Consider the following 13,683-nt stretch of genomic DNA (forward strand, 5'->3'; position numbering starts at 1 on the left):
CGGGGGTGTGTTTGGGGCAGCTCCTACGATACCTTGACCGCCCGCCACGAGTAAGCTGGAGATCGTCCCCGAGACTTCCTGCGAAGTTTTGGGCTTTCGTGCTGTCCGGCACGGCAAAGAACGTACTTCAGCGGCCGCCTCGACGCGCCTGCGTTGGGCAACAAGGAGAAACCACCCATGAGTCTTGCAGGGTTGCGAACCGCGCTCTCAGCCGATCCCATCTTCGCTCGCGTCCGGGCCTTTGCGGGCGCCGATCCGGCCACGCGCAGTGCCGACATCGCCTTTAGCGCCCCCGCCGGCATGCGCCCTGTGCTCTTGGCTGAAATGGCCGACGGGCTGAGTGAGCGCTCCGGATCCGGCCCCCAGGGTGTGGTGTTGGCCGTGACCGCGACGGGCCGCGAGGCCGAAGATACCGTGGCCGCGCTGCGGTCCTACCTGCCCGAGGGCGCCATCGCGGAATTCCCCAGCTGGGAGACCCTGCCGCATGAGCGCCTGTCGCCGCGCTCGGACACCGTGGGGCGTCGCTTGGCCGTCTTGCGTCGCCTGGCTCATCCCGAGCTCGACGCCGGTGCCCGCCTTCGCGTCATCGTCGCACCCATTCGCGCGGTAGTGCAGCCGATCGTGGCTGGCCTGGGCGAACTGGCTCCCGTGCGCGTCAAAGCCGGTGAGGAGGTTCCCTTTGCCGAGCTCATCAAGAAGCTCGCCGATGCGGCTTATGCGCGCGTCGACATGGTCACCCACCGCGGCGAATTTGCCGTGCGCGGTGGCATCCTCGATGTTTTCTCACCCACCGAAAACCACCCCGTTCGCATTGAATTCTTTGGCGATGAAATTGAATCGCTGCGCTGGTTCAGCGTGGCCGATCAGCGGACGCTGACCTCCGTCACCGGTGGGGTGGTGCACCCCACCGAGTTGTATGCGCCGCCGTGCCGCGAAATTCTCATCACCCCCACCGTCATGGGACGAGCCGCCAAGCTCAAGGACAGCATGCCGGCGGCCGCCGCCATGCTGGAAAAGATCGCCGGCGGCATTGCTGTGGAGGGCATGGAATCGCTGGCCCCTGCGCTCGTTGACGGGATGGTGCCGCTCGCAACGCTGCTGCCATCAAGCTCCATCACGGTCATCCTCGATCCCGAAAAGGTCAGCGCCCGCGCCCACGACCTCGAGTCCACCAACGAGGAATTCCTCGAGGCAGCCTGGTCCACGGCGTCCGATGGTGGGACCGCACCCCTGGATCTCAGCAACGCCGCCCTTGCCGGTGGGGGAGTAGATCTGGCTGCCGCGAGTTTCCGTTCGCTGGCCCAGACGCGTGAATCGGCGCAGAGCCACGGCGTGAGCTGGTGGACCATGAGTTCCTTGCTGCAAGACGAGGAACTGGATCTCTCCAGCGACGTTTTGAACCTCGCGGCCCGCGAACCACGCGGTTACCGAGGCGATGTGGCGGAGATGATGGAATTCATCGGCTCCCGGGTCAAGGATCAGTGGCGCGTGGTGGTTGCCACGCAGGGGCCCGGCCCGGCCCAGCGCCTCGCCGAGCTGTTCCACGAAGCCAACATCCCGGCGTCGCGCGTTGACTCCCTGGATGCCGAACCGCAGCCCGGCATCATCGAGGTGACCACGGCCGATACGGGCCGCGGCTTCGTGCTGGATTCCCTCAAACTGGGACTGCTGACGGAGGCGGACCTGCTGGGTCGCGCCTCTGCCGTCTCGACCCGAGACATGCGCAAGATGCCCTCGAAACGGCGCAACGCCGTCGACCCTCTCCAGCTGCAGGCTGGGGACTATGTGGTGCACGAGCAGCACGGTGTGGGTAAATTCGTTGAGCTGATTCAACGCAAGGTCGCCGGAGCGGGCGTTGGCGGTGCGGCCGGGCAGCGCGAATACCTGGTGCTCGAATACGCTCCGTCCAAGCGCGGGGCGCCGGGGGACAAGCTGTTCGTGCCGACGGATCAACTGGACCAGGTCACCGCGTACGTGGGCGGTGACGCGCCGGCGCTGTCGAAGATGGGCGGCTCGGACTGGGCGGCCACCAAGACCAAGGCACGCAAGGCCGTCAAGGAGATCGCCGGCGAGCTCATCCGCCTGTACTCGGCGCGCATGGCCTCCAAGGGGCACGCCTTTGGGCCCGATACCCCGTGGCAGGCCGAGCTGGAGGAGGCGTTCCCGTATGTTGAAACGCCGGACCAGCTCGTGGCCATCAACGAGGTCAAGGCCGACATGGAGAAGGAAGTTCCCATGGACCGGCTCATCTCCGGTGACGTGGGCTATGGCAAGACCGAGATCGCCGTGCGGGCCGCCTTCAAGGCCGTGCAGGATGGCAAGCAGGTTGCCGTTCTGGTGCCCACGACCTTGTTGGCGCAGCAGCACTTTGAGACGTTCAACGAGCGCTTCTCCGGATACCCGGTGCGGGTGCGTCCGTTGTCGCGCTTCCAGACCACCAAGGAATCCAAGGAAATTGTCGAGGGCGTGAAAAACGGCACGGTGGATGTTGTCATCGGCACGCACCGCCTGCTGTCCAAGGACTTTGCCTTCAAGGACCTGGGGCTGGTGATCGTCGATGAGGAACAGCGCTTTGGTGTGGAACACAAGGAAGCGCTGAAGAAGATGCGCACCAATGTGGACGTGCTGGCCATGAGTGCCACGCCGATTCCGCGTACCTTGGAAATGTCCATGACGGGTATCCGTGAGACGTCCACGCTGGCGACTCCGCCGGAGGAACGGCACCCGGTGCTGACCTATGTGGGTGCGCATAGCGACAAGCAGGTGGGTGCCGCGATTCGCCGTGAGCTCATGCGCGAAGGTCAAGTCTTTTATGTGCACAACCGGGTTAAATCGATTGAACGCACGGCCGCGCACATTCAGCAGCTGGTTCCCGATGCCCGGGTGGCGGTGGCGCACGGCCAGATGAGCGAATCCCGCCTGGAGCAGATCATTGTTGACTTCTGGGAGAAGCGCTTTGATGTGCTGGTGTGCACCACCATCATCGAAACCGGTTTGGATATTTCCAATGCCAATACGTTGATCGTGGAGCAGGCGAATAACTACGGTTTGTCGCAGCTGCACCAGCTGCGGGGCCGCGTGGGTCGTGGGCGCGAGCGGGCCTACGCGTACTTCTTGTACCCGGCGGATAAGCCGCTGGGTGAGGTGGCATTGGAGCGCCTCAAGGCCGTCGCGGCCCACAATGAGCTGGGTGCCGGTATGGCGCTGGCCATGAAGGACCTGGAGATTCGTGGAGCAGGAAACCTGCTCGGTGGCGAGCAGTCCGGACATATCCAAGGGGTGGGCTTTGACCTCTACATCCGTTTGGTGGGCGAGGCGGTGGCCTCGTTCCGTGGTGAGAGCGAGGAACGCGTGGCGGAGATGAAGATCGAGCTGCCCGTCAACGCGCACCTGCCGCACGAATATGTGCCCGGGGAGCGGTTACGCCTCGAGGCCTACCGGAAGCTGGCTGCTGCTGTCAGTGTTGAGGGCATCCACGAGGTGGAGGATGAGCTCATCGATAGGTACGGTGCCTTGCCACCGGCCGCCGTCAACCTCATCGCCGTGGCCCATTTCAAGGTGCTGGCGCGATCCGCAGGGCTCTCCGATGTGGCGCTGCAGGGCAACTTCATCAAGTTCGCGCCTGCCGATCTGCCCGAATCCAAGGAGATGCGCCTGAACCGTATGTACCCGGGATCCCTGGTAAAGCCGGCCTTGAACTCGATCTTGATCCCGAAGCCGAAAACGGCACGCATTGGCGGCCGCGATCTGGCCGACGCCGAGGTGCTCAAGTGGGCCGAAGGCGTGCTCGAGGCGATCTTCGAGACGGTTCCGGCGAAGTAGCGCACAGCGCAGCTGTGTACAACATAAAAATGCGCCCGTCTCCCATAAATGCACCACGAGTGTGGTGGCATTTATGGAAGACGGGCGCATTTTCGCGTTGCTCGCGGGTCCTCCGTGAGTAATTAAATCTCTGATCAGTGCAGCTAGGGATAAATCTGTATGGAGTGCGAAAGGAGCTACTTCACCGAAAAATCGAATGAGGCATTGGTGCTCTCGACGTGACAGTAGCCAGCTTTTTCGGGCACAGGCAATGTGCAATAGCCAACGCCATCGATTCCAGCGGTACCAGCATGGATGGGCTCTTGAAGCAACTGTGTCAGGAAGTTCTTGGCCTCATCACAGGTGAGCCCGGACTCGCCCAGATCGTAGCTGTATTGGAGACCAATACACTTGCCGTCGGGCGCGGCTTCCGGAAGTGCCTTAACAACGTCCTTGAGCTGCTTGAAGGAGAGGAAGGTGTTTTTGAGATCAGAATACTCGTTGGTTCGAGCATAGGCCTTGAATCGCTCCGCACCCCTCAGTGATTCGCTCACGCCGGGAAGCATGGTCGCATTGGTTAGCGCTGTACTCAAATTACCGGAGCCACCGGTATAGATGAGCCCGGGGAGTCGAATGTCCCATGTCTTGGTTGCTTCGGTACCAAGCGACGTGAGTACTACTTCGGCCGTATCCGGTTGTCCGTCGTAGGACAGGAATGCGTAGTTCAGGCTGCCGAATGTGCCATCACCCGCAGTGTCGAATACCGTATTGTTTGCTCGGCCGGGCATGGGATTCACGCCCCAGATTTGTTCACCACCGGTGCGGAGTTCGGCAAGTTGGCGGCCATCAGCCGCCAAGATCTTGAAACTGGCGGTGCTGTCTCCGTGAACTTGGCCGGCTACATTGTCGAGCATCTCCAAGTGCCAATTAGAAGGCATCTGGATTTGGAAATAACCGTTGGCGATTGTATGCGTTTCCAGAGCTGCCTGGACAGGAGGGATATCTGAGGCTTCTGGTGTCACTGATGCCGATGGGCTGCTCAAAGCTGCTGATGAGACTGCGGTTTCTGCTGGTGCGGATGTAGCTGTCTGGCTACACCCGGTCAGTACGAGTGCCACCGAAATCGCGGCACTCGCCCATAAAATCGTTTTTTTGCGCGTGTAGAGACTGCTCATTTGTATCCCCCAAGATTTTTTGCGGCCCGAATCAATAGATGCGGCCAAGAACCTGCTGAGTCTATCGGACGGAGATTTTGCAGCGGAGCCCGCTCGTAGACTTCGGGAGTTGCTTTATGCTCCACACTGGGGTTCGGTGTGGAGCATAGGCGTTTATGCGTCGTGGTGAGGGCGGGTTGCGAGCATAAGGAAAGCGCGGTGCCGCAGTTTGGGTGTTATGCGCCAGACTCGAGCCGAGTTTGGCGCATAGCGGTGCGTTACGGCGTCAGGCATTAAAAATAGGCCTTGGACGGGTCTTCCACCAAGTGGAAGACCCGGCCAAGGCCTATTAATGAAGCTAATTATTCGCCGGCGGAGTCCGAGCGGCCCATGAACGTCATGGGAACCCAGAATGAGAGGAAGCACAGGCCGATGCCGAGGCCGGCAGGTACGAAGGCGTGGGCAAAGCTCTCGAGGCTCCAGAATGACATGGAGAAGATACCGCCGAGGAACAGTGCGAAGAAGATGACAAACAAAACGATGGACTGCGCACGGCTGTTCTCGCCCTGGTAACTACTGTTGGACATGGTTCCTCCTGTCCCCGAGATGGGGGAGTTTAGCTGGTGCACCGAAACGGCGCGATGATCTGCCTTTGATCTTAGTACGGATTAGTATCCGGTAGTTCCTGTGCCGCCCGTGACGATCGCGACGCCGCCGCTGGTTCCGATGCGTGTGGCACCGGCGGCGATCATTTCCAGCGCCTGTTCGCGAGAACGTACGCCGCCGGAGGCCTTGACTCCAATGTCCGGGCCCACGGTCTGACGCATGAGTGCGACGTCAGATGTCGTGGCGCCGCCGCCGTTGAAGCCCGTGGAGGTCTTGACGAAGTCGGCGCCAGCCTCAACGGCTGCCTCACAGGCGAGGACCTTCTCGGCATCGCTGAGCAGCGAGGTCTCGATGATGACCTTCAAGATGGAGTCCTCACCGTGCACCACCTCGGCAACAGCGGAAATGTCTGAGATCAGGGCTTCCTTGTCCAGGGCGCGGGCCGAGGCGATGTTGATGACCATATCGATCTCGTCGGCGCCGTCCATCGTGGCACCGCGGGCTTCAAAGACCTTCACATCGGTGTTGTGGGTTCCCAAGGGGAAACCAATCACGGTGCAGGTCAAAACGCCCGAGCCCAGGAGCGCCTTCTTGGCCGTCTCAACCCAGATGGGGTTAACACAGACGGACTTGAAGTGATGCTCGGCTGCTTCTTTGCACAGGGTCAGAATTTCTGCACGGCTGGCCGCGGGGGCCAACAGGGTGTGGTCGATGTAGCGGGCCAAATCCTCAGTGCCGGTGGGCTCTGACAGGGGGCTGGTGGTGGTCATGAGAATACCTTCCAAACGGACAACTTGTTACCCACTATGGTGCCATAGTCGTGGCGGGCCGGAGCCGGTAGCCGCGCTTGAGAACAGTTTCCACGAGCGTGGCATCCGGCAGGGCGGCGCGGAGCCGGCTGATCGTCATGTGCAGGGCATGATCGGCGTCGCCCACACCCATCGCCGCTAGTAGCTCCGCGGGGGAGAGAAGCGCGCCGTCGGCCTCCATGAGCGCACGCAAAAGCGTCAGCGGGGCAGGGGCCAGCGTCACCGGAATCCCGTCGACGCACAACGACTGCCCGCGCATTTCCAGGACCGATCCGCCGCTGTGCACCCGTAGCGCACCGGTGTTTTCCAGGTACTCGCACACAAGCCGGATCAGGGCGCCCATGCGGAATCGCTCGGGAATCAGGGGAGTGATCCCGGCATGGACCAGGGGAGCTGCCGTGACAGGCCCGACGGCGGCACTCACCACGGCGCCCAGGCCCTCGCCGCTGGGGCTGCGTTCGTCCCGGCGCAGGGCGTGCCGGAACTCGGCGCCGCGGCCCAGCGCATCGGCTGTGCTCAGGACGGCGTCCACGGCGGGGGCACTGGTGAAGGTCAGGACATCGAGCTCGTGGTGGATGACGGCCTCGATGAGCTGGGGCAGTTTGTCGCCATCCTCGGCGTTGACCCAGCGGTACGGGGTCACGGTCAAGACGGTGGCGCCAGCCTCACGCAGGCGGGCCAGGGCCGCAACGTCGGTATAGCCGTGGACCTGGACGGCTACGGTCTTCCCGTTCACTCCGGCACTGATGACCAAATCCGTGAGGGTTGCGGTGGTTTCATCGGAGCTGATGCCATCGTCGTCCAGGCCGGTGGCCCGGACGGCGCCGCGGGCCTTGGGGCCACGGACGTAGATAGAGGACTTGCCCAGCGTAGCGAGGAGGTCCTCGCCCTGACCGGCGGCATCGGCAGCCTCGATCCAGCGGCGCATGCCGTACGCCGTCGTGACCATGACGATGTCCGGGGCAGCGGCGATGACGGCGGCGGTTTCGTTCTGGAGCGCCTCATCGTCTTCCACGGGAGCGATCTTGAGGGCGGGCGCATGCATGACCGTGGCCCCCTTACGCTCGAGCGCGTCAATGAGATCTCCCGCGCGACGATGAGCCGTGACACCAATTCTGAAGCCCCGAAGTGGCTGGGCAAGGTGCCCGATAGCTGCTGGCGGGGGAGTGGGTTGTTGCGGTGTCTCGCTCATGAAATCCTTCACACTGATTGCAAAGTGGCATCCTCGAGGAAGTTCGGGATGGCCAGGCCATGCTCGCCGGCCAGATTAACAACATCCCCGATGACAATGACAGCGGGATTGCGGCAAGAGGACGACGCGTCCACTATGGTACCCAGCGTGGCGATCGTGGTGCGCTGCGCATGGCTAAAACCGTTCTCGACGATCGCCACGGGCGTAACATTTGGCAATCCGGCCTGACGTAGACCTGCGATGAGTGTGGGCAGGGTGCCGATGCCCATGAGCACCACGATGGTGCCGCCCAGGCCTGCTAAATGCTGGTGCTCCTCGGTGGTCAGCGGCGCATGCCCGGAGACTACGGTGAACAGGTGGCTGACGTTGCGGTGCGTGACGGGAATACCCGCGGCTCCCGGGACGGAGATGGAGCTGGAAATCCCGGGCACCACCGTGACGCCGATTCCGGCGGCCACGGCCCCGGCCATTTCCTCCCCGCCGCGGCCAAAGACAAAGGGGTCACCGCCCTTGAGTCGGACCACATGCAGTCCGGCTTGGGCTCCGTCGATCATGCGGGCCGTGATTTCCTCCTGCGGCACCTTGTGATGCCCGGGCGTCTTGCCCACATCCACAAAGGTGGCCCGTGGAGCCAGTGCGGTGAGATCGTCCGTGGGACCCAGACGGTCAAAGTACACCACATCGGCGGCGGCGAGGGCGCGGGCCGCCCGTAGCGTCAGCAGATCGGCGGGGCCGGGGCCGCCGCCCACCAAGGTGATGTGTCCGGTGCGTCGTTTACGGGGCATGAGCTTCACCTTTAGTTCTTGTACGCGTCAGCGTGAGCGTCGGCGGTGCGGACGGGAATGTGGGTGGCGATCAGGACCGGGCCGGCTTTCTCGGCCTCGGTGGCGGGGCGGATCTGGCCGCGTTCGGGGACAAACACGATGGAATCGTCGCTTTCCTGGGGTGCGTTGACGAAGGAGCGGAAGCGGCGCAGACGCTCGGGATCGGCCAGGGTCGCGGCCCACTCATCCTCGTAGTTGCCCACGTGGGAGTTCATAGCGGCCTCCAGATCGGCGGCAATACCGAGGGAGTCGTTGACGACCACATCGATGACGTGAGCCAATCCGCCGTCGAGCTCTTCCTGCCAGCGAGCCGTGCGCTGGAGCCTGTCGGCGGTGCGGATGTAGTACATGAGGTAACGGTCAATGTAGGCGATGAGGGTGTCGTCGTCGAGGTCCTTGGCGAGCAGCTGGGCGTGGGCCGGGGTGGCGCCGCCATTGCCGCCGACGTAGACGTTCCAGCCGTCGGCCGTGGCGATGACGCCCACGTCCTTGCCTCGGGCCTCGGCGCACTCGCGGGCACAGCCGGAGACGCCGAGCTTGAACTTGTGGGGGCTGCGCAGGCCGCGGTAGCGCAACTCGAGCTTGATGGCCATGGCGACCGAATCCTGCACGCCGTAGCGGCACCAGGAGGAGCCAACGCAGGACTTCACGGTACGCAGCGACTTGCCGTAGGCCTGGCCGGATTCCATGCCGGCGTCCACGAGGATCTTCCAGATTTCCGGCAGCTGCTCGAGGCGGGCGCCGAAGAGGTCGATCCGCTGCCCGCCGGTGATCTTGGTGTACAGGCCGTAGTCCTGGGCGACCTTGGCGATGACGGCCAACTTGTCGGGGGTGATCTCGCCGCCTGGAATGCGGGGGACCACCGAGTAGGTGCCGTCCTTTTGCATGTTGGCCAGGGCGCGGTCGTTCGTGTCCTGCAAGGTGCCGCGACCTTCATCGAGGACGTAGGCGCTGTTTTGGCTGGCCAGAATGTTGGCCACGGTGGGCTTGCAAATATCGCAGCCGCGGCCGGCCTTGGCCGTCTCGTCCACGCCGAAGCGGGCCAGAATGTCTGGGAAGCTGCTCAGCTCGAGGGAGCGCACGGCCTCGAAGAGTTCCCGGCGGGACATGGCGAAGTGTTCACACAGGGCCTTGGAGACCTCGATGCCGGACTTGGCCAGCTCGCCCTCCATGAGCTTCTTCAGCAGCGGCACGCAGGATCCGCACTGGGTTCCGGCCTTGGTGCAGGACTTCAGCTCGGACAATTCCTGGACCGGGGCGGCGCCGTCACAGCTGCCGCAGCCATTGACGGCGTCACGGATGCTGCCCACCGAGACGTTGTTGCAGGAGCACAGAATGGCGTCGTCGGGAAGTTCGACGGCGGGAGCCTCACCTCCGCCGGCTGCCGACAGAAACGCGCCGGGTTCGGCCGGCAGCTCGCGGCCCAGGAGCGGACGTAGGCTCGTGTAGGGGGAGGCGTCGCCCACGAAAATGCCACCCAGGAGGGTTTTGGCGTCGGGGCTTGTGACGATTTTTTGGTAGACGCCGCGGGCGGGATCGGCGTACACCACTTCGAGGCTGTTTTCCGTGCGGGCAAAGGCGTCGCCGAAGCTGGCCACGTCCACGCCGGAGAGCTTGAGCTTGGTGGCGGTGTCGAAGCCGGGGAAGGTTGCGCTGCCGCCGTGGAGGCGATCGGCCACGATCTCGGCCATGGTGTTGGCCGGGGCGACCAGGCCAAGGCACATACCGTCAAAGTTGGCGACCTCACCAATGGCCCACACATGGGGGACTGTTGTGGCACAACCCTCGGTGATGACAAGTCCGCCGCGGGGGCCCAGCTCAAAACCATGGAGGGCCGCGCCGTCGCTATTGCGGGCCAGTTCATCACGGGGACGAACACCCACGGAGACCACGACGAGGTCTGCCGGAACCACGGTGTCGTCGGCCATGAGCACCCCGGTGACCTGGCCGGCGTCGTCCGTCTGAATAGCAGAGGGATACTGGCCAATCGCGGCAGCCATACCCTTGGCGGCCACGAGGCGACCCAGGGCCTGGCCGGCGCCCTCATCGAGCTGGGCATTCATGAGCCAGCGGCCACCGTTGATGACGATGGACTCGGCGCCGAGCTTGATGAGTCCCGCGGCAGCCTCCAGACCCAGCAACCCGCCACCGATCACGGCGGTTTGCACCGTGCGGCCGAGCTTTTCGGTGAGCGACGCGACCTGCTGGTTCAGGGTCCAGACGTCCTCGAGGGTGCGGTAGACGTGCGTGTGCTCAGCTCCCGGAATGCTCAGGCGGGTGGCGTCGGAACCTGTTGCGAGCACGAGCTCGTCGTAAGGGTAGTGCGTGAGCTCGCCGTCGCTCATGGTGTGCACCGTGCCCTGGGCGGGGTCGATGCCGGCCACCTCAGCACCGCGTACGAGCGTCACGGAGGGGTGATCCCAGAGGGAGAGCTCGCCCAGCGTCAGATCGACGGCAACATCTGTGAGGGCCTGGCTCAGGGCCACCCGGTCATATGGGTGGTGGATTTCCTCGGTCAACACCGTGATGTGCCAGTCGCTCAAGCCGCGGGCGGCCATGGCCTCGACAAAACGATGCGCGGCGGGACCGCCACCCACCACGACGATCCGGCGGAACCTTGTGGCGGTGTTGGGTGTGGCTGCGTCGTGCTCGTGTGGCTGCGTCATGTCTGTGGCCTTTCACTGTGGGCCCGGAAGATGCGGCCTCGTGGTGCGGGCTAGGATGGCCCTGCCGAGGCTCAATGACTCGGCCTCAACGTGTAATGCCATGCTATGAAATCGCCATTACTGAGCCATTTCGCAAATGTAACGAGCATTTAACAACCTCCTCACAGGGCAGCTACCGGTGATGGTGAGAGAGGGTTAACTTAGCTGTCACGCGGGAAGACGACGGGGGAAATATAGCCTCCCTACTGTGGAACTTGTTGAACGGTCCATACCGTTCTCCACCTTCTTATCCCACCGCAAACGTAAGGAACGCTCATGGAACTGCTCATGGAAAAGCCCCTCACCGCTCACCAGCCACAGACCGCACACCATGACGTGGCATCACGCTGGTTCCGCGTATGTGCGCTCGCAGACTTGGAAGACTCCTGGGGAGAGGCGGCGCTCGTCAACGGTCAGCAGATTGCGCTGTTTCGGGTGGGCGAGCACGATGTCTTTGCCGTTTCGCACGCCGATCCGGCCACCCGTTCGCACGTCATGGCCCGCGGCATGGTGGGCTCACGCGGCAACACCCACACGATCGCCTCGCCGCTGCACAAAGAGGTCTACTCGCTGGCGACGGGGGAGTGCTTTGGCCGTCCCGAGCTGCAGCTAGGTACCTACCCGGTGCGCGTTATCGAGGGCATGATCGAGATTCAGATGTAGCGTCTTGACGCATTTACCACAAAGATCAGGCGATTTTCCGGTCCGGGACATCGCCTGATCTTTATGGTGGAGCAGACTCTAGAGGCTTTCCAGCCCCAACGCCGTCTTTACATCAAGCACGACGGCGGACAGCGCACGTTGCGCCTCAACTCGCGCCGCGCTGAGCTGCTCGGGATCGCTCACGGGGATGATGACCTCGAGATAGCACTTGAGCTTGGGCTCCGTGCCGCTGGGGCGAATGATGACGCGGGTGCCCTTGTCCGTCAGATACCACATGCCATCTGTGGCTGGCAGTTCCGGGGTGGCTACCGAAAGATCCCGCAGCTCGGTCACGGGCGAGCCATCAAAACGAGCGGGCGGCTGGGTGCGCAGCCGGTCCATCATGGCTGAGATGTCGGCAAGTTCTTCCACCCGGATGCTGATTTGATTGCTGGCATGCAGGCCATGCTCCAACGCCAGATCGTCGAGGACGTCGAAGAAGGTGCGCCGGGCGGCTTTGAGTTCGGCGGCCATTTCCGCCAGCAATAGCCCTGCCGAGATGCCGTCCTTATCGCGGACCAGCTCGGGTGCCACGCAATATCCCAGAGCTTCTTCGTAGCCAAAGGTCAACGCGGGAACACGGGAGATCCACTTGAACCCGGTCAGGGTCTGAACGTGCTCGTAACCGGCCGTGGCGGCAATCTTCGACAACAAGCGCGAGGACACGATGGAGTTGGCAAACACCGGGTCGCCAACCACCGCGGTGCTATCGGCGCGCCCGCCGCGAGCCACAAGATGCGTCCCCAACAGGGCGCCCACCTGGTCGCCGTGCAGCTGGTGCCATTCACCCGTGGTGGGGTCGAGGGCACCCACGGCGGCCCGGTCGGCGTCAGGGTCGTTGGCCAAGACAATATCGGCGTCGACCTTTTTGGCCAGTGCGAAGGCCAGATCCATGGCGCCGGGCTCTTCCGGATTCGGGAAGACCACGGTGGGGAAGTCTGGATCCGGTGCCGACTGTTCCGGGACCGGGTGGATGTCGTGGAAACCCGCAGCGTTCAGGACGGCGAGGGCGGTTTCATGTCCCACACCGTGCAGGGAGGTGTGCACAATGCGCAGCTCCCGGCTCGGGAACGCGTCAGCGTCGGCCAGGGCGGCAACGGACGACTTGTAGGCGGCAACGACGTCGGCGCCCAAGACGGTCCAGTCATCCGTGGCCATGGAGATGTTGGCGGTATCGCCCATTTCGGGTGTTGCGGCGATCGTGGCAATCTGGCCGGCGATCAAGGAATCGTGCGGGGCGACAATTTGCACGCCGCGAGCCTCGGGAGCCACGGCGCGGCCGCCGAGGTACACCTTGTATCCGTTGTCCTGGCGCGGGTTGTGGCTGGCCGTCACCATGATGCCGGCCTCGCAGCTCAGCGCCCGAACCGCGTAGGCAAGCACGGGCGTGGGCAAGGCTGCCGGGAGCAGGAAGGTTTCAATGCCTGCGGCAGTAAAAATAGCGGCCGTCTCACGGGCGAAGTCCGCGGAGTTGTATCGGGCGTCATATCCCACAACTGCCCTGGGCTGGTAGGCGAGACGAGGGGAGGAGGAGGGTTCGGCGTCGTCCGTCTCTTGCAGGGGAGCAGCCGCTAAAGCCAAGAGATGCGCGGCCACCCCGGCGGCGGCGCGACGCACCACAATCTTGTTCATCCGGTTCGGGCCCGGACCCATGGCGGCGCGCAGACCAGCCGTGCCGAACTGCAGCTCACCGGCGAAACTGTCGGCCAGCTCGGCGTGATCCTCGAGGGCACCGGCGATCAGGGCACGCAGCGTGGCGGCGGTGGCCGGGTCAGGATCGTGGCGGGCCCACTGGTCGGCGGCTTCCTGCAAGGCGGCAACCTCGAGTGCGGCGGTGGACTCGGATTGGCTCTGGTTTACATGTCTCACCAGATAAATGTAACCGCACCG

General features: G+C 63.5%; 9 protein-coding genes. 2 read left to right on the forward strand and 7 right to left on the reverse strand.

Going from position 1 to position 13,683, the window contains the following annotated elements:
- Positions 1–177: 177 nt before the first annotated feature.
- Positions 178–3,822, forward strand: coding sequence for a transcription-repair coupling factor (mfd, locus tag CVS30_RS14500; RefSeq protein ID WP_110486174.1), 3,645 nt, complete (start codon positions 178–180; stop codon positions 3,820–3,822).
- Positions 3,823–3,998: 176 nt separating this feature from the next.
- On the opposite strand, the gene CVS30_RS14505 is transcribed toward mfd, so the two are convergent.
- From CVS30_RS14505 to nirB, 6 genes are all read right to left on the reverse strand, one after another.
- Positions 3,999–5,024: a hypothetical protein gene (locus CVS30_RS14505; RefSeq protein WP_146233412.1), complete on the reverse strand. Its 1,026-nt coding sequence runs from the start codon at positions 5,022–5,024 to the stop codon at positions 3,999–4,001.
- 293 nt (positions 5,025–5,317) lie between these two features.
- Positions 5,318–5,542, reverse strand: a complete 225-nt coding sequence (locus tag CVS30_RS14510; protein WP_110486178.1) for a hypothetical protein — start codon at positions 5,540–5,542, stop codon at positions 5,318–5,320.
- An 81-nt stretch (positions 5,543–5,623) separates the two neighbouring features.
- Positions 5,624–6,331: a deoxyribose-phosphate aldolase gene (deoC, locus tag CVS30_RS14515; protein WP_110486180.1), complete on the reverse strand. Its 708-nt coding sequence runs from the start codon at positions 6,329–6,331 to the stop codon at positions 5,624–5,626.
- A 34-nt stretch (positions 6,332–6,365) separates the two neighbouring features.
- A complete protein-coding gene (locus tag CVS30_RS14520; RefSeq protein WP_110486182.1) occupies positions 6,366–7,562 on the reverse strand; it encodes a uroporphyrinogen-III synthase in 1,197 nt (398 codons plus the stop codon).
- 8 nt (positions 7,563–7,570) lie between these two features.
- Positions 7,571–8,347 (reverse strand): uroporphyrinogen-III C-methyltransferase, encoded by a 777-nt coding sequence (gene cobA / locus CVS30_RS14525; protein WP_110486235.1) that lies wholly within the window; start codon positions 8,345–8,347, stop codon positions 7,571–7,573.
- Positions 8,348–8,358: 11 nt separating this feature from the next.
- The gene (gene nirB / locus CVS30_RS14530) at positions 8,359–11,052 is read right to left on the reverse strand and encodes a nitrite reductase large subunit NirB (RefSeq protein ID WP_110486184.1); all 2,694 of its coding nucleotides are present in this window, start codon (positions 11,050–11,052) and stop codon (positions 8,359–8,361) included.
- A gap of 315 nt (positions 11,053–11,367) precedes the next feature.
- Here nirB and nirD point away from each other — a divergent pair, with 315 nt between their 5' ends.
- Positions 11,368–11,754: a nitrite reductase small subunit NirD gene (gene nirD, locus CVS30_RS14535; protein WP_245934624.1), complete on the forward strand. Its 387-nt coding sequence runs from the start codon at positions 11,368–11,370 to the stop codon at positions 11,752–11,754.
- 78 nt (positions 11,755–11,832) lie between these two features.
- Here the strand turns inward: nirD and CVS30_RS14540 are convergent, their stop codons facing one another.
- Positions 11,833–13,662, reverse strand: coding sequence for a phospho-sugar mutase (locus CVS30_RS14540; RefSeq protein ID WP_370801101.1), 1,830 nt, complete (start codon positions 13,660–13,662; stop codon positions 11,833–11,835).
- Positions 13,663–13,683 lie beyond the last annotated feature (21 nt).

Source organism: Arthrobacter psychrolactophilus, assembly GCF_003219795.1.
Lineage (GTDB): Bacteria > Actinomycetota > Actinomycetes > Actinomycetales > Micrococcaceae > Specibacter > Specibacter psychrolactophilus.

Bases quoted from the DNA above. Each gene is read 5' to 3' on its own strand.
- deoC (WP_110486180.1), bottom strand. From the start codon at position 6,331: ATGACCACCACCAGCCCCCTGTCAGAGCCCACCGGCACTGAGGATTTG.
- nirB (WP_110486184.1), bottom strand. From the start codon at position 11,052: ATGACGCAGCCACACGAGCACGACGCAGCCACACCCAACACCGCCACA.
- cobA (WP_110486235.1), bottom strand. From the start codon at position 8,347: ATGCCCCGTAAACGACGCACCGGACACATCACCTTGGTGGGCGGCGGC.
- nirD (WP_245934624.1), top strand. From the start codon at position 11,368: ATGGAACTGCTCATGGAAAAGCCCCTCACCGCTCACCAGCCACAGACC.
- mfd (WP_110486174.1), top strand. From the start codon at position 178: ATGAGTCTTGCAGGGTTGCGAACCGCGCTCTCAGCCGATCCCATCTTC.
- CVS30_RS14510 (WP_110486178.1), bottom strand. From the start codon at position 5,542: ATGTCCAACAGTAGTTACCAGGGCGAGAACAGCCGTGCGCAGTCCATC.
- CVS30_RS14520 (WP_110486182.1), bottom strand. From the start codon at position 7,562: ATGAGCGAGACACCGCAACAACCCACTCCCCCGCCAGCAGCTATCGGG.